Origin of the sequence: Actinomyces gaoshouyii (genome assembly GCF_002072175.1) — a bacterium.
Taxonomy (GTDB): domain Bacteria; phylum Actinomycetota; class Actinomycetes; order Actinomycetales; family Actinomycetaceae; genus Actinomyces; species Actinomyces gaoshouyii.
On the sequence record NZ_MVIV01000009.1, the window covers coordinates 48,562 to 66,483 of the forward strand.

General features: G+C 71.7%; 19 protein-coding genes. 6 read left to right on the top strand and 13 right to left on the bottom strand.

The window, feature by feature from the left end:
• On the top strand, nt 1-1,026 hold the full coding sequence (locus B1H50_RS08130) for a LacI family DNA-binding transcriptional regulator (protein ID WP_080463281.1): 1,026 nt from the start codon (nt 1-3) through the stop codon (nt 1,024-1,026).
• 29 nt (nt 1,027-1,055) lie between these two features.
• Here B1H50_RS08130 and B1H50_RS08135 read toward each other — a convergent pair whose 3' ends face one another.
• Nucleotides 1,056-2,267 (bottom strand): glycerate kinase, encoded by a 1,212-nt coding sequence (locus B1H50_RS08135; protein ID WP_080463282.1) that lies wholly within the window; start codon nt 2,265-2,267, stop codon nt 1,056-1,058.
• Nucleotides 2,264-3,652 (bottom strand): dipeptidase, encoded by a 1,389-nt coding sequence (locus B1H50_RS08140; RefSeq protein ID WP_080463283.1) that lies wholly within the window; start codon nt 3,650-3,652, stop codon nt 2,264-2,266. Before B1H50_RS08140 ends, B1H50_RS08135 begins: the two co-directional genes overlap by 4 nt.
• Nucleotides 3,653-3,671: 19 nt before the next feature.
• Here B1H50_RS08140 and B1H50_RS08145 point away from each other — a divergent pair, with 19 nt between their 5' ends.
• Both B1H50_RS08145 and B1H50_RS08150 read left to right on the top strand, forming a co-directional pair.
• Nucleotides 3,672-4,283: a DUF3043 domain-containing protein gene (locus tag B1H50_RS08145; protein ID WP_080463284.1), complete on the top strand. Its 612-nt coding sequence runs from the start codon at nt 3,672-3,674 to the stop codon at nt 4,281-4,283.
• Between the two features lie 74 nt (nt 4,284-4,357).
• Nucleotides 4,358-5,371, top strand: a complete 1,014-nt coding sequence (locus B1H50_RS08150) for an aldo/keto reductase family protein (RefSeq protein WP_080463285.1) — start codon at nt 4,358-4,360, stop codon at nt 5,369-5,371.
• A 56-nt stretch (nt 5,372-5,427) separates the two neighbouring features.
• Here B1H50_RS08150 and B1H50_RS08155 read toward each other — a convergent pair whose 3' ends face one another.
• Nucleotides 5,428-6,483: a quinone-dependent dihydroorotate dehydrogenase gene (locus B1H50_RS08155; protein WP_080463286.1), complete on the bottom strand. Its 1,056-nt coding sequence runs from the start codon at nt 6,481-6,483 to the stop codon at nt 5,428-5,430.
• A gap of 92 nt (nt 6,484-6,575) precedes the next feature.
• On the opposite strand from B1H50_RS08155, the gene ypfJ reads away from it, so the two are divergent.
• The gene (ypfJ, locus tag B1H50_RS08160; RefSeq protein ID WP_080463287.1) at nt 6,576-7,484 is read left to right on the top strand and encodes a KPN_02809 family neutral zinc metallopeptidase; all 909 of its coding nucleotides are present in this window, start codon (nt 6,576-6,578) and stop codon (nt 7,482-7,484) included.
• Between the two features lie 59 nt (nt 7,485-7,543).
• On the opposite strand, the gene B1H50_RS09560 is transcribed toward ypfJ, so the two are convergent.
• A complete protein-coding gene (locus tag B1H50_RS09560) occupies nt 7,544-7,684 on the bottom strand; it encodes a hypothetical protein (protein WP_188640720.1) in 141 nt (46 codons plus the stop codon).
• Between B1H50_RS09560 and B1H50_RS08165 the strand changes: the two genes are divergently transcribed.
• On the top strand, nt 7,674-7,889 hold the full coding sequence (locus B1H50_RS08165) for a DUF488 family protein (protein WP_229657926.1): 216 nt from the start codon (nt 7,674-7,676) through the stop codon (nt 7,887-7,889). The genes B1H50_RS09560 and B1H50_RS08165 overlap by 11 nt on opposite strands.
• 362 nt (nt 7,890-8,251) lie before the next feature.
• Here the strand turns inward: B1H50_RS08165 and B1H50_RS08170 are convergent, their stop codons facing one another.
• From B1H50_RS08170 to B1H50_RS08205, 8 genes are all read right to left on the bottom strand, one after another.
• Nucleotides 8,252-8,641: a metal-sulfur cluster assembly factor gene (locus B1H50_RS08170; RefSeq protein ID WP_080463307.1), complete on the bottom strand. Its 390-nt coding sequence runs from the start codon at nt 8,639-8,641 to the stop codon at nt 8,252-8,254.
• Nucleotides 8,642-8,674: 33 nt separating this feature from the next.
• Nucleotides 8,675-9,184 carry a Fe-S cluster assembly sulfur transfer protein SufU gene (gene sufU, locus B1H50_RS08175; RefSeq protein WP_080463288.1) on the bottom strand — a complete coding sequence of 170 codons (510 nt, stop codon included), beginning with the start codon at nt 9,182-9,184 and terminating at the stop codon, nt 8,675-8,677.
• A gap of 5 nt (nt 9,185-9,189) precedes the next feature.
• Entirely contained in the window at nt 9,190-10,554 is a 1,365-nt protein-coding gene (locus B1H50_RS08180; RefSeq protein WP_080463289.1) for an aminotransferase class V-fold PLP-dependent enzyme, read from the bottom strand.
• 7 nt (nt 10,555-10,561) lie between these two features.
• Nucleotides 10,562-11,311 carry a Fe-S cluster assembly ATPase SufC gene (sufC, locus tag B1H50_RS08185; RefSeq protein WP_080463290.1) on the bottom strand — a complete coding sequence of 250 codons (750 nt, stop codon included), beginning with the start codon at nt 11,309-11,311 and terminating at the stop codon, nt 10,562-10,564.
• A 70-nt stretch (nt 11,312-11,381) separates the two neighbouring features.
• The gene (sufD, locus tag B1H50_RS08190) at nt 11,382-12,632 is read right to left on the bottom strand and encodes a Fe-S cluster assembly protein SufD (protein WP_080463291.1); all 1,251 of its coding nucleotides are present in this window, start codon (nt 12,630-12,632) and stop codon (nt 11,382-11,384) included.
• A 48-nt stretch (nt 12,633-12,680) separates the two neighbouring features.
• A complete protein-coding gene (gene sufB, locus B1H50_RS08195) occupies nt 12,681-14,120 on the bottom strand; it encodes a Fe-S cluster assembly protein SufB (protein WP_073453461.1) in 1,440 nt (479 codons plus the stop codon).
• Complete coding sequence (locus B1H50_RS08200; RefSeq protein WP_080463292.1) at nt 14,117-14,875, bottom strand: helix-turn-helix transcriptional regulator; 759 nt, start codon at nt 14,873-14,875, stop codon at nt 14,117-14,119. Before B1H50_RS08200 ends, sufB begins: the two co-directional genes overlap by 4 nt.
• A gap of 235 nt (nt 14,876-15,110) precedes the next feature.
• Nucleotides 15,111-15,794 carry an NUDIX domain-containing protein gene (locus tag B1H50_RS08205; protein WP_095532523.1) on the bottom strand — a complete coding sequence of 228 codons (684 nt, stop codon included), beginning with the start codon at nt 15,792-15,794 and terminating at the stop codon, nt 15,111-15,113.
• 148 nt (nt 15,795-15,942) lie between these two features.
• Between B1H50_RS08205 and B1H50_RS08210 the strand changes: the two genes are divergently transcribed.
• A complete protein-coding gene (locus tag B1H50_RS08210) occupies nt 15,943-16,797 on the top strand; it encodes an inositol monophosphatase family protein (RefSeq protein WP_080463294.1) in 855 nt (284 codons plus the stop codon).
• Here the strand turns inward: B1H50_RS08210 and B1H50_RS08215 are convergent.
• Nucleotides 16,794-17,921 carry a glycosyltransferase gene (locus B1H50_RS08215; RefSeq protein WP_229657927.1) on the bottom strand — a complete coding sequence of 376 codons (1,128 nt, stop codon included), beginning with the start codon at nt 17,919-17,921 and terminating at the stop codon, nt 16,794-16,796. The two genes, B1H50_RS08210 and B1H50_RS08215, sit on opposite strands and share 4 nt — an antisense overlap.
• Nucleotide 17,922: the final 1 nt, after the last annotated feature.

Consider the following 17,922-nt stretch of genomic DNA (forward strand, 5'->3'; position numbering starts at 1 on the left):
GTGGCGCAGCGCATCACGCTGACGGACATCGCCGAGCAGGCCGGTGTCTCGACGGCGACCGTCTCCCGCGTCCTCAACGGCAAGTCGAACGTGGCCGACGAGACCCGGCGGCAGGTGCTCGCTGCGCTCGACGTGCTGGGCTACGAGCGCCCCGAGTCGGTGGACAACCGTTCCCGCGGCCTCGTCGGCCTCATCGTCCCCGAGCTCAGCAACCCGATCTTCCCGCGCTTCGCCCAGGAGATCGAGCAGCTGCTCACCCCCAGCGGGCACACCCCGGTGCTGTGCACCCAGACACCCGGCGGGGTCAGCGAGGACGAGTACATCGAGATGCTCGTGGAGCGGGGCGTGTCCGGCATCGTGTTCGTCTCCGGGCGGCACGCCGACACAACGGGCAGTGTCACCCGGTACCAGAGGCTGCGATCCCGGGGCGTGCCCCTGGTGACGCTCAACGGCAACGCTCCCATGATCAAGGCGCCCGGGTTCACCACCGATGATCGTGCCGCCGCGAGGATGGCTGTGGAGCACCTGGCCAATCTCGGGCACCGGAAGATCGGATTCGCCACCGGTCCCGCGCGCATGGTCCCCGCCGTGCGCAAGCGCGCCGGCTACGAGGACGCCATGCGGGCCTGCTGCCCGGGCGAGGACCTTCGGATCGCGGAAAGCCTGTACACCTATGAGGGCGGGGCGACGGCGGGAACCGCCCTGGCGGAGCAGGGATGCACCGGCATCATCTGCGGGTCGGACATGATGGCGCTGGGCGCGATCAAGGGGATCCAGTCCACCGGCCGCGAGGTCCCCACGGACATCTCCGTCATCGGCTACGACGACTCCCCCCTCCTGGCGATGACGCATCCGCCGCTGACAACGGTCCGCCAGCCGGTGGAGGCCATCTGCCGCGCGGCCGTGTCCACGTTACTGGCCGCCATCAACGGTGAGAAGCCCGTGGACGCGGAGATGACCTTCATCCCCGACCTCATTGTGCGGGGCTCGACCGCCATGGCCCCTGGGATCGCCGTGCTGCGCTGAGGCGACGGCGCCTCCCCGCGCTCCGGGGCTCAGCGGGACCACGTGCGCGCCAGGCGCTCCCCCATGCCCTCCAAGCCCCGGGCAATCCCGGGGGCGCCACCGTCGAACCACCGCTCACCGCTCGCCCCCGCGGGGGCGAGCGCGTACTGGGAGACGATGCCCGCCCCAGCGAGCTCACCGCGGGGAACGGCCGAGAGTCCCGCCACGAGAATGGCGGGCAGGGCGAGGCGCGAGGCCGCCGCGCCGACCGCCTCGGCCACCGAATCGGCCAGGATGCCGTAGGCCTCCCCGACGGCCGTGACGAGCAGGTCGGCCTCCTCCGCGGCGGCCCCGAGGCCCAGGAGTCCCGCCGCCACGCGGGCGCCCGGCAGGGCCCGGGCCCCGAGCGCCCGCAGGATTATTGCGGCCCCTCCCCCGGCGCCCGTTCCCCAGGCCGAGGGGCGCAGCCGCCCATCATGGCTGCCCCCGGGACTCGCCCCTCCACCCGCAGTCGGGTCGAGCAGCGACCTGGGGGCGGGATGATCGCTGGCGAGAGCGGAGATGAGCGCCGAGGCATGGGAGCAGGCCCGGCGGTCGAGGTCCTGCGCCACAGTCGGGGCGATGCCGGTGAGGGCGGTCAGCCCCTCCCCCGCCCCGCTCATGCCGCCCAGGGGCAGGGTGTCGGCAAGGGCGAGAATGATGCTGCGCCCGGACATCCGGCTACGGGCCCGCTCGGGCCCGCCGAGGGCGTCGAGCAACCCGGCGCCGCCGTCGTGCGCGGCGGTGCGCGCGAGCCCGACGATGAGCACGTCGCCCTGGTGGGCGCGCTCCAGAGCCTGGCGCAGGGCCTCGCCGAAGCCCCGTGTGCTGCCGTGCTCCGCCTCGCGGCCCGCCTCATGGCGATCGGCGGGGACGGGGGCGATGCTCGCGGCGTCGAGGATCCATGTGGTGCTCGGGGCGGCGGGTCCCGTGCCCGCGCCGCCCGCGGGGGCGAGACGGAGGAGATCAGCCTGCCTCGTGCCTCCCAGAGGTCCCGGGGCTTGGAGGATGGTCCGGCTCTCGACGGCGCTCGGCCGGATCACGGTGGTGAGCCCGGGGCCGCCGTCGGGGATCGGCAGGAGCGCGAGGGCATCGTCCGGGCGGGCGCGTGACCATCCGCGGGCCAGGGCCTCGGCGACGTCGCGGGCGCCCAGTCCGAGCTCGGTGATGGGTGCGCCGCCGGGCTCGGGGCTCATCGGCCCCGGGGCGAGGAGGACCCTCATGCCTCGATGGCACCGCCCAGGCGCGCCAGGAGGAGGGCCTCGGAGACGACGATGCGCTCCAGGTCCCCCAGGTGCATCGACTCGTCCTCGCTGTGCGCGCGGGTGTCCGGGTCCTCGACGCCGGTGACCAGGACCTGAGCGCCCGGGAACGTGGACTGGAGAGTGGCGATGAAGGGGATGGAGCCGCCCTGGCCGATGTCGACGGCCTCAACTCCGAATCCGGTGGTCAGGGCCCAATGGGCGGCGCGGCCGGCGGGGGTGTCCGAGGAGCCGTGGAACGCGGGGCCGGCCTCGCGCCCGGTGACGGTCAGGCGAGCGCCGAAGGGCACGTGGGACGCCAGGTGGGAGGTGAGCGCCTCGATCGCCGAGTCGGGGTCCTGCCCGGGGGCGATGCGCATGGAGATCCGAGCGGTGCACGAGGGGGCGAGCACGTTGCCGGAGCGCTCCAGGGGCGTGACGTCCATGCCGATGACGGTGATGGTCGGCTTGGTCCACAGTCGGGCGGTGAGGTCCCCGGTGCCGATGAGCTCGACGCCGGGCAGCACGCCGGCGTCGGCGCGGAAGTCCTCCTCGGTGTACTCGGGGAAGTCGGGGGCGGCGGCCGACTCACTGACCAGGCCGGGGACGGCGACGTCGCCCGCGTCGTCGTGGAGCGTGGCCACGAGTCGGCACATGGTGGTCACGGCGTCGAGGACGGGACCGCCGTACTGGCCCGAGTGCAGGGCGTGGTCGAGCACGTCGATGCGGGCATCGACCTGGACGACGCCTCGCAGCGAGGTGGTGAGCGCCGGGACCCCGACCCTCCAGTTCGAGGAGTCGGCCACGATGATGACATCGGCGTCGAGCCGGTCGCGGTGGGCGGCGAGGAAGGCCTCGAAGGACGGCGAGCCGACCTCCTCCTCGCCCTCGATGTACACGGTGACGGAGCAGGGCAGCTGCCCGCCGCCGAGCTCGCGCAGGATCCGCAGGGCGTGGGGGTGCGTGACGACGCCCGCACCGTCGTCGGAGGTCCCTCGCCCGAAGAGGCGCTCCCCCCTCCGCTCGGCGACGAAGGGGTCGGCCTGCTGCCAGGCGGAGGGGTCGCCGACGGGCTGGACGTCGTGGTGGGAGTAGATGAGCACGCGCGGGGAGCCGGCGGGGCCATCGGCGTGGGCGAGGACCGCGGGGCGTCCGGGCGTGCCGTCGGGGCAGTCCACGCTGGTCACCTCGGCCTCCAGCCCGGCATCGCGCAGGAGGGAGGCCACGTGCTCGGCGGAGCGGAGCACCTGGGCCTGGTCGTGGCTGGCCGCCGAGACCGAGGGGATGGCCACGAGATCAGTCAGGTCGGAGACGATAGTGGGGAAAGCATCGCGCACCGCGGCGCGGATCGAGTCGACTGCGATCATGGTTTGCAGGGTATCGCGGATGAGCCGCTACCCTGAGCCGGTGAAGCTCTTCAAGAAGGACGAGGCTCCCGCTCCCGAGCCCGAGACGACGCCGTCCAAGGCCGGGCGCAAGGGCCGCCCCACCCCCAAGCGCAGGGATGCCCAGGCCAGGCGCCTGCACCCGGTGGTGCCCACGGACCGGAAGGCCGCCAAACGCGAGGCCCGGGCGAGAAGGGACGAGGCGTGGCAGCGCCAGCGCCTGGCGATGGAGACAGGGGATGAGCGCTACCTCCCCTCGCGGGACAAGGGACCGGTCAAGCGCTACGTCCGCGACTACGTCGACGCCCGCTTCTCCATAGGCGAGTTCTTCATCCCCGTGGCCTTCGCCGTTGTCATCCTGAGCCTTTTCGGGCAGTCGATGCAGCAGCTCATGCTGTGGCTGATGCTCGGCCTGTACGCGCTGACGTTCATCATGATTCTCGACGTCATCGCCTGCTGGCTCATCCTGCGCCGCCGCCTCGACACCAAGTTCGGCCGCGAGGCCTGGTCGTCCCAGGGCCGGATCTTCTGGTACGTCATGTCCCGCTGCGTCTCCATGCGCCGCATGCGCCAGCCCAGGCCGCAGGTGTCCCGCCGCCAGTACCCGGAGTGATGACGCGCCGGCTCAGTTCGCCATCGGCGCAAGAGTCCTTCCGCCGCGGCGCGCCCCCGGGCTAGTGTCGACGCATGGTCACCTACCGCCACTTGGGCTCATCTGGACTGAAGATCACCGAGATCGCCTACGGCAACTGGCTCACCCACGGCTCGCAGGTCGAGGCCGACACTGCGATCGACTGCGTTCATACCGCGCTGGACCTGGGGATCACGAGCTTCGACACCGCCGACGTCTACGCCAACACCGCCGCCGAGGAGGTCCTCGGGCGCGCCCTGTCCGGGCAGCGCCGGGAGTCCCTGGAGATCTTCACGAAGGTCTACTGGCCCATCGGCCCGAAGGGCCCCAATGACGTGGGGCTGTCCCGCAAGCACATCATGGAGGGCATCAACGGCTCGCTGAGGCGCCTCGGGGTGGACTACGTCGACCTCTACCAGGCGCACCGCTACGACTACGAGACCCCGCTGGAGGAGACGATGCAGGCCTTCGCGGACGTGGTCCGCGCGGGCAAGGCCCTCTACATCGGGGTCTCGGAGTGGACGGCCGAGCAGATCCGCGCTGGCCAGGGGCTGGCCTCTCAGATGGGCTTCCGCCTGGTGTCCAACCAGCCCCAGTACTCCGCGCTGTGGCGGGTCATCGAGGGCGAGGTCATCCCCGCCTCCACCGAGCTGGGGCTCGGGCAGATCGTCTTCTCCCCCATGGCTCAGGGAGTCCTGTCCGGCAAGTACCTGCCGGGCGCCGAGCCGCCCGCGGGCTCGCGCGCCACGGATGGCAGGGGTGGCAAGGACATGATCTCGAGGTGGATGCGCCCCGAGGTCCTCACCGCTGTCCAGGCACTGCGAGGCGTGGCCGAGGAGGCGGGCCTGACCATGCCCCAGCTCGCCATCGCCTGGGTCCTGCAGAACCCCGCCATCTCGGCGGCCATCGTAGGAGCCTCGTGCCCCGAGCAGCTGAGGGACACGGTGAGGGCCTCCGGAGTCGTCCTGGATGAGTCGATCATGAAGGCGATCGACGCAGCGCTCGGCGACGTCATCATGCGCGATCCGGCCCGGACCCGCACCGTCTCCCCCAATCCGCGCCCGGCCTGATCGGGCCAACAAGTCCCGTGCGCCGCCCCCGCTCCCCTCCGGTGGGAGAAGACGCCTCAGCGCACGGGGCGGCGGGCGTGGGAGACGGCCAGGGCGCGGTTGATGCGGCCGGGCCAGGCCGGGCCGTTGTAGATGAAGGCCGAGTAGGCCTGGAGGAGGTCGGCACCTGCCTCGAGCATGAGTTCGGCGTCCATGATCGAGGAGATGCCGCCGACGCCGATGATCGTGGGCCCCTCCCCCAGTCGCGCGCGCAGACGGCGCACCACCTCCAGGGCCCGGGGCAGCAGCGGCGAGCCGGACAGGCCCCCCTCGCCCAGGTCATGGGCAATGGTGGTGTTGGTGGCCACCACGCCGTCGAGCTCCAGTTCGCGGATGAGGTCGGCGACGGCGTCGATGTCCTCGTCGGCCAGCTCCGGGGCGATCTTGACCAGGAGCGGCACGCGCCTGCGCGCGGCGGCGTCCCCGGCCTCGCGCACGGCGATGAGGATCGGCCTGAGGGACTCCACGCTCTGCAGGCTGCGCAGGCCGGGGGTGTTGGGGCTGGAGACGTTGACGACGAGGTAGTCGGCCCAGCGGGCCACCCGGGAGGCCGAGTAGCGGTAGTCCTCGACCGCGTCCTCGAGCTCAGTGGCCTTGGTCTTGCCGATATTGGCGCCCACGACGATCGAGCGACCCCGCGGCGTCGAGCGCAGGGCGCGCAGGCGGCGGGCGGCCTCATCGGCGCCGTCGTTGTTGAATCCCATGCGGTTGCGGATCGCGCGCATCTCGGGGTAGCGCCACATGCGGGGCTTGTCGTTGCCGGGCTGGGCGCGGGCGGTGAACGTGCCGACCTCGACGAAGCCGAAACCAAGCATGTCCAGGCCCTCGACGGCCCTGCCCTCCTTGTCCATGCCCGCGGCCAGGCCCAGGATCCCGGGAACCGGGCGGGCGAAGGGGCCGCCCTGGGAGGCGCTGGGCACGGGCAGGCTCGGGCGGCGCCCCCACATCTGGCGCACGACGTCCCGCACGATGGGAACGCGCCCGGTGACCTCGATCGCATCCATGCAGATGTCGTGGATGACCTCAGGATCGATTCGCGTCAGCACGGTCTTGTACAGCAGGTCGTAGAGCACGTGGCCAGCCTACCCGGGCTCTACCGGTACTCTTGGTGCCGTCCCGCGCCGGAGGACCAGTCGTCCGGCTCCCGCACCGCATCGGAGGAACCGTGTCCTTCAACTCTGGCATCGAGCTCGACCCCGATCGGGTCTCGACACGATCGACGGGGCGCCGCGGCGCCGCCATCGGCGGCGGATCCGTGGTCGCGGTCATCGCCGTCATGCTGCTCTCCCAGCTCACCGGCGTGGACCTGACCGGCCTGGTGAGCCAGGACGACGGCGGGAGCGCCGCCCAGACGGGCTCATCATCGATCGACACCTCGATGTGCACCACTGGCGAGGCCGCCAACACGTATACGCAGTGCCGCATGGTGGCCACCGCCGAGTCCCTGGACGCGGTATGGGGCGAGCAGTTGCCCGCCCAGGATGGGCGCGCCTACGCCAAGCCCGACTTCGTCCTGTGGAACGGCAACCAGGTCTCCACCGCCTGCGGGTCCGCCAGCAGCGCCGTCGGCCCCTTCTACTGCCCCGGCGACTCCACCGTCTACCTCGACATGTCCTTCTTCTCCGACATGGAGTCCCAGCTCGGCGCCAATGACACGCCCCTGGCCGAGGAGTACATCGTCGCCCACGAGTTCGGTCACCACATCCAGAACCTCCAGGGCACGATGAGCAAGACCGACCGCTCCGGCACCGGCGCCGACTCCGACTCCGTGCGCACCGAGCTCCAGGCGGACTGCTACGCCGGCACCTGGGTCCACTACGCCTCCACGACCATCGACCCCGAGACCGGCAAGCCCTTCCTCAACAAGCCCGGCGACGAGGAGATCCAGACCGCCCTCGACGCCGCCTCCGCCGTGGGCGACGACCACATCCAGCAGCGCTCCGGGGCCGGCGTCGACTCGGACTCCTGGACGCACGGCTCCTCCGAGTCCCGTGTGCGCTGGTTCAAGACGGGCCTGGAGCAGGGCGACCTCAGCGCCTGCAACACCTTCGCCGTCGCCGCCTCCCAGCTCTGAGTGCCCTCAGGGCAAGGTGGCGGATCCCGGGCGGCGGGGCCGAGCCGCCCTGACCGCGCTCAGCGCTCCCAGTGCTTGATGACGCGGCTCAGCATCACGCCGAAGGTCGCTCCCGTCGCCACGAGGTAGGGGCCGAAGTCCTGGCGCACGAGGTTGCCCAGCGGCTTCTTCGCGATAACGATGAAAGCGGTGGACGCCACCATCCGCGTCGCCCTCTCCCCGGTACATGGAAGTGACCCGCCCGAGGAGCAGTCGGCGCCGTCGACCGGGCTGCGCCGGGCCTTCCACTCCGGGGGCCTGCCGTGGCCGGAGTTCGTGGAGGCATACCGGGCCGAGCTGACCGACGAGACGGCCGCTCGGGGCGCCGTGGCGCATCTGCGCGCGTTGGCGCTGCGGGAAGGCTGACGATGCTCTTCGCGGGTTATGACCACGCGCGGACGCATGCGCGTGTCCTGCGCGAGGCGGTCATCGGGGCGCCCGACCCGCGGCTACCGTAGCCAGGCGCGATACTGCGCCGGCCCTAAGACGGCCCCGGGATCGGTCCTGGTCCGGCGCGGGCCGGCTTGGGAGCAGAGGTCGCGCGCCCGCAGCGCCGCCATCCGCAGTTTCCTCGTGGAGGCTGCAAGCAGCGGAACGCTCGTCGGCGGCCGGGTCGAGAGCGCCAGGGCCTGGGGCGCGATGGGAACCACCGCCCCGGTGAATCAACGACCGCCGTGCCCGAGTGAACCGGTCTCGATGCTATTTTCGACCGGTCTCGAGGCTACGGATCAGACGTTGAAGCCGAGGGCGCGCAGCTGCTCGCGGCCCTCGGGGGTGATCTTGTCCGGGCCCCACGGCGGCAGCCACACCCACTGGATGCGCACCTTGTCGGCGATGAGGGCGAGGGTCTGCTGGGCCTGCTCCTCGATGACATCGGTGAGCGGGCAGGCCGCGGTCGTCAGAGTCATATCGAGAACAACCGTCCCGTCAGGGTCGAAGGAGACGCCGTAGAGGAGGCCCAGGTCCACGACGTTGATCCCGAGCTCGGGATCGATGACGTCGCGCAGCGCCTCCTCGATGGCGGCGACGTCCACGCCGGACGGGATGGGGGCGGGCGAGTGCTGGGCGGCCATCGGGTGAGCGGTGGTGGACTCGGCAGTGGTCGGGTGGTCGGTCATGATCATTCCTGGGAGGTATCCGGGGTCGGGTGGTCAGCGCGGGGCGCGTTCTTCGCACGGCCCGCTCGGCGCCGCGAGTCGGTCCTCGACGGCGGGCAGGGCGATCCCCGCCTGAGCGAGCGCATCCTTGAGGGCCATCCAGCCCAGGAGCGCGCATTTGACGCGATTGGGGTACTTCGAGACGCCCTCCAGGGCGGCGGCGTCCTCCAGATCATCGAGGATCGCGCCGTCGACGCCCCGCCCGCGCGAGTGCATGAGCTCATCGAAGCCCTGGGAGAGCCTGGCGACCGTCGTCAGGTCAGCGCCATCGATGAGGTCGTGCATGATCGAGATCGAGGCCTGGGAGATCGAGCAGCCCTCGCCCTTCCAGCCCACGGACACCAGGCGCCCATCCTCGACTCTCAGGCCCAGGTCCACCTCGTCCCCGCAGGTGGGGTTCACCTGGTGACTGAGGGCGGAGGGATCGGCGGGCAGGCCCTCGCCGTGCCGCTCGCGGGAGTGGTCGAGGATGACCTGCTGGTAGAGCTGGTCGAGTTCATTCATAGCCATCACCTCAGAAAATAGGACTGGACACCGGCCACGGCCTCGAGGAAGCGATCGATCTCCTCAATGGTGGTCGTCGGGCCGAAGGACAGGCGCGAGGAGGCGTGAATACCGAAATGCGCGTGGATCGGCTGGGCGCAGTGGTGGCCGGTGCGCACAGCGACACCGGCGGCATCGAGCACCTGGCCCACGTCGTGCGGATGGACCCCCTCGATGGTGAAGGCGATGACGCCGAGGCGGTCGGCGTCGTCGTCGGGCCCGATGATCCGCAGGCCGGGAACGCGCCTCATGCCGTCCAGCGCATGGGCGGTGAGCTCGGCCTCACGGGCGCGCAGGCGGTCCATGCCCAGGATCCCGAGGTAGTCGATGGCGGCGCGCCAGCCCGCAGCCTGGGCGAGGGGCTGGCTGCCGGCCTCGAAGCGCGCCGGAGGCGGCATGTAGGTGGAGGACTCCATGGTGACAACCTCGATCATGGAGCCGCCGGTGAGGACGGGGGGCATCGCGTCGAGGAGCTCCCCGGTGGCCACGAGCGCGCCCACGCCGGTGGAACCGCACATCTTGTGGCTGGACAGCGCCATCGCGTCGACGCCGGCCGCGGCCAGCGCGGCGAAGTCGAGGGGCATATGCGGCGCGGTCTGGCAGGTGTCGAGCACGACGACCGGCTCACGGCCCCCGGCACGGCCAGCGGCCCGGGCGGCGGCGAGGATGGGGTCCAGGGGCGCTATGGCGCCGGTGACATTGGAGGCATGGCCGAGGGCGAGGACCCGCGTGCGTCCGGTGATGACGTCGAGGGTGGCCAGGTCGATGCGGCCGGCGTCGTCGAGATCGAGCCAGCGCAGGGCAGCGCCGGTGCGGGCAGCGAGCTCCTGCCAGGGCACGAGGTTGGCGTGGTGCTCGGCCCGGGTGACGACGATCTCGTCCTCAGGGCCGAGGGCGAGCCGGCGCGCGGGGTCGGTCTCAGGGGCCGCGCCGGGCCCCCCGGCGGCGGGGCGGGCGAGACTGGCATGCCCAATGGCCAGGGCCACGAGGTTGATCGCCTCAGTGGCGTTCTTCGTGAAGACGAGCTGGCCGGCCCGGGCGCCCACGAAGGCGGCGATCGCCTCGCGGGCGTCCTCCAGGGAGGCGGTGGCCTCATCGGCGAGCTGGTAGGTGGAGCGCCCGGCCGCGCCGTTGCTCATCCTGTAGAACACGGACTCGGCATCCAGCACGCACCGCGGCTTCTGCGCTGTCGCGGCCCAGTCGAGGTAGGCGAGCTCGCGCCCATTGCGCGCGAGGCGCTCCAGGTAGGGGAAGTCCTTGCGGGCGCGGGCCACCTCCACCGCACTCAGCGGCTCGGCGGCGGGGGACTCGGTCGGTGTGGGGGCGCTCACAGTCGGCTCACTTGAGGTAGCGGTCGTAGCCCTCTTCCTCGAGCCGGTCGGCCAGGTCGGGGCCGCCCTGCTCGGCCACGCGGCCGTCGACGAACACGTGGACGAAGTCGGGCTTGATGTAGCGCAGGATCCGCGTGTAGTGCGTGATGAGGAGGAATCCGGCGTCGGAGGAGTCGTGCAGGCGGTTGACGCCCTCGGAGACGATGCGCAGCGCGTCGACGTCGAGGCCGGAGTCGGTCTCGTCCAGGACGGCGAATCGCGGCCTCAACAGCTCCATCTGGAGGATCTCGAAGCGCTTCTTCTCACCCCCGGAGAAGCCGGCGTTGACGTCGCGCTGGTTGAAGGAGGGGTCCATGCGCAGGCGCTCCATGGCGGAGCCGACCTCGCCGACCCACTGGCGCACCTTGGGGGCCTGGCCGTCGATCGCGGTCTTGGCGGTGCGCAGGAAGTTGGCCACGGACACGCCCGGGACCTCCACGGGGTACTGCATGGCCAGGAAGAGGCCCGCGCGGGCGCGCTCGTCCACGCTCAGGGACAGCAGGTCCTCGCCGTCGAGGAGGACCTGGCCATCGGTGACCTCGTAGTCGGGATGGCCCGCGATGGAGTAGGCCAGGGTGGACTTGCCCGAGCCGTTGGGACCCATGATCGCGTGGATCTCGTCGGAGGCGATGGCCAGGTCGACGCCCTTGAGAATGGGCTTGGGGCCGTCGTTGGTGGAGACCTGGACGTGGAGGTTGGTGATCTCGAGGGTGCTCATGAGTTTGTTCTGCTGCCTTCTGATGCCTGGTGGACGTGCGGCTTGCGCGGGGTTGTTCGGGGACGGGCGCTCACGGCCGCTCGTCGGCTGGGGCGCCGGGGCCCGCCGAGATGAGGCCGGTGAGCTCGAGCTCGTGCTCGATGGCGGTCATGAGGCGCTCCTCAACCTCGGGCACGCCGATCTCGGAGACGATCTCGTTGAAGAAGCCCAGTACCACGAGCCGGCGCGCCTCGTGCTCGGAGATGCCGCGGGCTCGCAGGTAGAACAGCTGGATGTCGTCGAAGCGGCCAGTGGCCGAGGCATGGCCCGCGCCCTCGATATTGCCGTTCTCGATCTCCAGGTTGGGGATGGAATCGGCCTTGGCGCCCGGGGTGAGCACGAGGTTGCGGTTGAGCTCGTAGGTGTCGGTGCCGTGCGCCCCGGCCCCGATGAGGCAGTCCCCCACCCACACGGCGTGGGCGCCGTCGCCCTGGAGGGCGCCCTTGTAGGTGACGCGGGAGTAGCAGTGCGGCTCGGTGTGGGCCACGTAGGGGCGGTGCTCCTGGTGCTGGCCGGCGTCGGTGAAGTAGACGCCGTAGGCGTCGATGCGCCCGCCCTCGCCGCTGAAACCGAGGTCGGGGGCGATGCGCGTGTCCCCGCCCAGCGAGACGACGACGTGCTTGAGCGCGCCGCGCCCCTCGACGCGCGCACGGTGATTGGAGGCGTGGACGGCGGCGTCATCCCATCCCTGGACCGAGACGACGGTGAGGTCCGCGCCGTCGGCGACAACGATCTCCACCGTCTGGGTCAGGGCGGCGGTGCCGGTGTGGTCGAGGATGACGGTGCCGGTGGAGCCGGGCTCGGCGGTGATGAGCAGGTGCTGGGCGCTGGGGCTGGCCAGCTCGGCGTCATCGCCCCGTATCGCCACTCGCGCGGCGCGCTCGAGGCGGGCGCCCGCCGTCAGAGTGATGGCGGTGGCGGTGGAGAAGGCCGCCCAGGCGACGACGCCGGTGCGATCCACGGGCTCGCCGACACCGCCGAGGCGCGCGTCGTCCCGGCCGAGCCCCTCGACGACGACGCCATCGGGGGCGTCGACGCCGGTGGCCACGACCCCGGCTCGGGTCCCGGAGGCGACCGCGTCGAGATCGAACAGGGGGGCGAAGCGCTTGATCGGGGTGAAGCGCCACTCCTCCTCGCGGCCTCGGGGCACGGGGATGTCCGCCGGGTCGAAGGAGGTGGGGCGGTCGGCCCGGGAGGCCACGTAGCGGGGCAGAGGGGCGCCGCCGTGGCTGTGGGCGCCCTGGGTGGTGGCGCGCGAGTGGTCGGTGCGCAAGTCGGTCATGTCGTGCTCCTGATCGGGGTGGGTGATGGGCTCGGTGCGGCGGAACCGTCAGCCGACCGAGTTCTCCATCTGGAGCTCGATGAGGCGGTTGAGCTCGAGGGCGTACTCCATGGGCAGCTCGCGGGCGATGGGCTCGACGAAGCCGCGCACGATGGTGGCCATCGCCTCGGTCTCGGTCAGCCCGCGCTGCATGAGGTAGAAGAGCTGGTCCGCGCTGACCTTGGAGACGGTCGCCTCGTGGCCCATCTCGACGTCGTCGGTGCGCACGTCCACGTAGGGGTAGGTGTCGGAGCGGGAGATCTCGTCGACCAGCAGGGCGTCGCACAGCACGTTGGACTTGGAGTGGCGCGCGTTCTTCATGATCTGCACCAGGCCCCGGTAGGCGGAGCGGCCGCCGTGGCGGGCGATGGACTTCGAGACGATGTGGCTCGAGGTGTGCGGCGCCATGTGGACCATCTTGGCGCCGGTGTCCTGGTGCTGGCCCTCGCCGGCGAAGGCGATGGACAGGGCCTCGCCGCGGGCGTGGGGGCCCATGAGGAAGACGGCCGGGTACTTCATGTTGCGCTTGGAGCCGATGTTGCCGTCGACCCATTCCATGGTGGCGCCCTCGGCGCAGGTGGCGCGCTGGGTGACGAGGTTGTAGACGTTGTTGGACCAGTTCTGGATGGTCGTGTAGCGCACGCGGGCGTTCTTCTTCACCACGATCTCCACGATCGCCGAGTGCAGGGAGTCGGTGGAGTAGATCGGGGCGGTGCAGCCCTCGACGTAATGGACGTAGGAGTCCTCGTCGGCGATGATGAGCGTGCGCTCGAACTGGCCCATGTTCTCGGTGTTGATGCGGAAGTAGGCCTGGAGCGGGATCTCCACGCGCACGCCCTTGGGGACGTAGATGAAGGACCCCCCGGACCACACGGCCGTGTTGAGGGCGGCGAACTTGTTGTCGCCGGCGGGCACGACGGTGCCGAAGTACTCGCGAACGAGCTCGGGGTACTCGCGCACGGCGGTGTCGGTGTCGACGAAGATGACGCCTTGCTCCTCCAGGTCGCCGCGGATCTGGTGGTAGACGACCTCGGACTCGTACTGGGCGGCGACGCCGGCGACGAGCCGCTCGCGCTCGGCCTCGGGGATGCCGATGCGATCGTAGGTGTTCCTGATGTCCTCGGGCAGGTCGTCCCAGGAGTTGGCGGGCCGATCCGTGGAGCGCACGTAGTACTTCACGGCGTCCATGTCGAGCTGGGACAGGTCCACGCCCCAGGTGGGCATGGGCTTGCGCTCGAAGGTCTCGTAGGCCTTGAGGCGCTTGGCGAGCATCCACTCGGGCTCGCCCTTGATCGCGGAGATCTCCCGGACCACTTGCTCGTCGAGACCGCGCTTGGCGTTGGCGCCGGCCTCGTCGGAGTCGTGCCAGCCGAAGTCGTAGGACGCCGGGATCGAGTCGATGATCTCGTCGTCGCTGCGCGTGGCTGGCTCGGTCATGGTTGACGTCATCGGGTTCCTTCCGTTCGCTGGGGCCGGCTGCCCCGCGTGTGAGCAATGGCCCGCGCGGCGCGCTTGCGCAGAGCGGGCATGACGATGGGCACGTGCGTGGTGCACACGTGGTCTCCCCCGGCCAGGGTGGCCAGGCGCTGGACGGGCACGCCGAGCAGGCGGGAGAAGGCCTGGGTCTCGGCATCGCACAGCTCGTGGAACTGCCCGGCGACATCGCGCACCGGGCAGTGGCCCTGGCAGAGCTGGACGGCGAAGGTGCCGTCGCCGACGTCGCGGATGGTGGCGGCGTACCCGTCCGCGGAGAGGGCATCGGCCAGGGCCATGGCGCGGTCGGCCGGGTCCTTGCCCGCGGCCTCGACGATGCGCATGTAGCGGCGCTCGAGGTCCCGGCCGCGGGAGGCGGCGAAGGAGCCGACGGCCTTGTCCCCCGCGACCTGCGACAGGTAGCTGAGGGCCCGGGCGGCGAGGTCGGAGTAGCCCTCGCCGAGATTCGAGCGCGCCGACGCCGTGGCGACGTAGTGGCGCGCGGGGCGCCCGCGGCCGCGCTTGCCCACACCCGTGGGGGTGTGGACGGCGATCTGGCCGTTGTCCTCCAGGGCTGTGATGTGGCGGCGCACGGCTGCGGGCGTGAGGTGGAGAATGGCGGCGAGCTGGGCGGCGGAGACGGGCCCCTTCTCAATGATGAGATCGAGGACCTTGACGCGGGTGGACTCGTCATCTGCGGGAGCGCCCGGGCCGGTCGGATTCGGGCTCATCGGACTTATAGGACTCACACTTCCCCCTCTCCCGTCCCTCGCAATGCGCGCGGGCGCCACCGGAGCGCCCGGGGGCGCCGTCGGCCTGGCACCCATTTTAAGCATCATCCTTGTGCCTAAATTGGAACAGCGCAACTTGATGACGCCGTGGCGCCACGTGGCATGGCGCACGCCCGGCCACCTGAACCAGGAGTCTTCATCCCTTGCCGCGCGAGGGCCTGAGGTCCTACGCGCGTCACATGCTCTCGGGGCTGCGCATCCAGGGGGCATCAGCGGGGCGCAGTCCCTCGTAGCCGCGCTTCCGGGCGCACTCGGCCGCGAGGACCCCCGCGACAGTGGAGGGGTTGTGGAGCCACCCGCCCATGACGGCGTCGAGCACCTCGTCGAAGCGGAACCAGGTGGGCTCGAACTCGGCCTCCTCGGCCTCGCGCTCGGTGCGCTCCTCGACGGGGATCGGGAACAGGCCCCGGGCGAGGAAGCAGCGCACGCCCTCGGTGGTGAATCCGGGCGAGGCGTAGAAGTCGATGAGTGTCTCCCAGCGCTCGGCGGCGTGGTCGGTCTCCTCGGCGAGCTCGCGGGCGGCGGCGATGACCGGGTCCTCCTCGGGGATGTCGAGCAGGCCGGCGGGGATCTCCCACAGAGCGGCCCGCACGGGGTGGCGGTACTGGCGGACCATGAGGATCTCGGCCGCGCCGTCGGGTTGGGAGGACTCCTCGCCCTCCCGCAGAGCGATGATGCTGACGGCGTCGTGGTGGGCGATGGTCTGGCGGCGGATGGGCTCGGGGGCGCCCGGGGACAGGCGGATCATCTCATCGTCGACGGCGCAGATGGGGCCGGTCCATACGCGCTGGGCGCTCAGCACCTCCCGGGTGTCGCGCTCGTCGGCGGGGCCGCATGCGGCGTTGTTCTGGCGGGTCATCTGAGCCTCCATCGGGACTACGGTCAGCTCCCCCATTGTGCCCCCGCCCCGCCCACGAGCGAGACCGGTCGTTATCAGGATCGAGACCGGTCTCGCTGGGGATAGGATCGGGACCGCGGATGCGCACGAGGAGGGACGAGGAGGAGCGATGAGCACCAGGGGACTGGATCTGGACCTTCTGCTGGGCACGGCCCGCGAGGCGGTCCTCGCCGCGGCCGCCTTCGCCCTCGATCCGGGCGCTGAGCTGCGGGTCGAGACCAAGCAGCATGACAAGGACCTGGTCACCCAAGTGGATCGCGGCGCGGAGCGGATCATCGCCGAGTGCCTCGCGCCTACCGCCATCCCCCTGCATGGCGAGGAGGAGCACCGCGTCGAGGGCTTCGAGGAGCGCACGGGCCCGGCCTGGGTGGTCGACCCGATCGACGGCACGACGAACTACGTGGCCACGCACCGCGACTGGGCGGTCTCGCTCGCCCTGGTCGACGGCGGCGCCCCGGTGATCGCGGCCCTCGCCGATCCCGTGGCAGGCCGCCTCATGACGGCGATCGCGGGGCGGGGGGCTCGGGTGGGCCCGCTCCGGGCGGCCGGCGATGGCCGTGACGATGAGCCGATTCCCATGGCACCGGACCTGGCGCTGGAGCGGGGCGCGGCGATCGTCCCGTTCAACTCGCTCAGAGGCGTGCCCGGGGCCGACGGCGTTGTGAGCGCCGCGCTGGCGGCTCGCGCCTACGGCTCGGCCGCCCTGGAGATCGCCGAGGTGGCCAGGGGCGGGGCAGTGGCCTTCCTGCACGGCGGCCTCAAGCCCTGGGACATGGCGGCGGCGGTCCTCCTCGCCCAGGAGACGGGCGCGCTCGTCACCCGGGTGGACGGCTCCGCCCTGGACGCGCGCCGCGCCGGATCAGTGCTCGCGGCGACACCGACGGCGCACGCCCGCATCCTGGAACTCCTGGCGCAGGCCCGCGACGCCGAGAACGGGACCGGCGATCCCGCGCCCCGGGTCTAGGCGCCCGGGGCCAGGACGGCGCTCAACTGCGCGAGCAGGTCCGCGGAGGTGGGCAGCCCGGCCGCGGCGGCGCGCGCCCGGCTCCTCCACTCCCGCCGAGCGGCGGGGTCATCCAGGAGTCGGCCGATGGCGTCGGCGATGGCGCGGGCCTCGGGCGCCACCAGGATGGCGCCCCCGCGCGCCGTGACGCCCGTGCCCCCCACATCGGTGGCGATAATGGCGGCGCCCGCCCTCAGCGCCTCCTGGATGGTCAACGGCTGTCCCTCCCACAGGCTGGTCTGGACAACGGCGTCGGCAGAGGACATGAGCGCGAGGGCATCCTCGCGCCGCCCGAGCAGGGTCACGGGCAGGCGCTCAGCGTCGATGCGGGTCTGCAGAGCCGGGCGTTCGGGCCCCTCCCCCGCGACGAGCCAGGTGAGCGGCGCGCCATCCCCCTCAGCCCGCCGGGCGAGGATCGAGGCGGCATCGAGTAGGAGGTCGAGGCCCTTCTGAGGGGCCAGGCGGGCCACAGTCAGGATGATGGGGCCGCCGCCCGCTCCCGCCTCGGCCGCGCCTCGGTGCCCTGCCCCAGGGTACCTGTCAGCGTCTCCCACAGCCTCCTCAGGCGCGGGGATGATGGCAAGCAGGGCACTGGCCGCCCCGCGGGCGCGGGCCCGTCCGACGAGGTCGGGGCTGACGCCGAGCACGGCATCGGCCCGCCTGGCCACGAGCGATTCGAGGCGATCCCCCACGAGCCGGGTGAGGCGCCCGCCGACGGGGAGGTTGTGAAGAGTGACGACCAGGCGCGCCCGCCCGCTCCGGCGCCGACCGAGGGCGAGGGCAGCCACCGAGCCCGCGCGCAGGCCGTGGGCGTGGACGACGTCGGCGCCCCGGGCAATGGCCGCCAGGCGGCGCACCGCCAAGTGGTCGGCGAGCGCGGGCCGGGGCCCGATCTCGAGGACGGCTCGGCGGGCGTCCCCGGTATCGAGGCCCTCCAGGACCTCCATCGGCGCGGCGACGATCACCTCGTGGTCGGCGCCGCTGAGGGCCCGGGAGCACTGGCCGAGGTGGGCGCGCACTCCCCCGGCGGCGCTCCCACTGACCTCGACGATGCGCATGGGCCGCATCCCAGCAATCCCAGTCATC

Excerpts from the sequence above, each read along its gene's own strand:
- B1H50_RS08135 (WP_080463282.1), bottom strand. The coding sequence starts at position 2,267 with ATGAGGGTCCTCCTCGCCCCGGGGCCGATGAGCCCCGAGCCCGGCGGC.
- B1H50_RS08140 (WP_080463283.1), bottom strand. The coding sequence starts at position 3,652 with ATGATCGCAGTCGACTCGATCCGCGCCGCGGTGCGCGATGCTTTCCCC.
- B1H50_RS08145 (WP_080463284.1), top strand. The coding sequence starts at position 3,672 with ATGAGCCGCTACCCTGAGCCGGTGAAGCTCTTCAAGAAGGACGAGGCT.
- B1H50_RS08150 (WP_080463285.1), top strand. The coding sequence starts at position 4,358 with ATGGTCACCTACCGCCACTTGGGCTCATCTGGACTGAAGATCACCGAG.
- B1H50_RS08170 (WP_080463307.1), bottom strand. The coding sequence starts at position 8,641 with ATGACCGACCACCCGACCACTGCCGAGTCCACCACCGCTCACCCGATG.
- sufU (WP_080463288.1), bottom strand. The coding sequence starts at position 9,184 with ATGAATGAACTCGACCAGCTCTACCAGCAGGTCATCCTCGACCACTCC.
- sufC (WP_080463290.1), bottom strand. The coding sequence starts at position 11,311 with ATGAGCACCCTCGAGATCACCAACCTCCACGTCCAGGTCTCCACCAAC.
- sufD (WP_080463291.1), bottom strand. The coding sequence starts at position 12,632 with ATGACCGACTTGCGCACCGACCACTCGCGCGCCACCACCCAGGGCGCC.
- sufB (WP_073453461.1), bottom strand. The coding sequence starts at position 14,120 with ATGACGTCAACCATGACCGAGCCAGCCACGCGCAGCGACGACGAGATC.
- B1H50_RS08200 (WP_080463292.1), bottom strand. The coding sequence starts at position 14,875 with ATGAGCCCGAATCCGACCGGCCCGGGCGCTCCCGCAGATGACGAGTCC.
- B1H50_RS08205 (WP_095532523.1), bottom strand. The coding sequence starts at position 15,794 with ATGACCCGCCAGAACAACGCCGCATGCGGCCCCGCCGACGAGCGCGAC.
- B1H50_RS08210 (WP_080463294.1), top strand. The coding sequence starts at position 15,943 with ATGAGCACCAGGGGACTGGATCTGGACCTTCTGCTGGGCACGGCCCGC.
- B1H50_RS08215 (WP_229657927.1), bottom strand. The coding sequence starts at position 17,921 with ATGACTGGGATTGCTGGGATGCGGCCCATGCGCATCGTCGAGGTCAGT.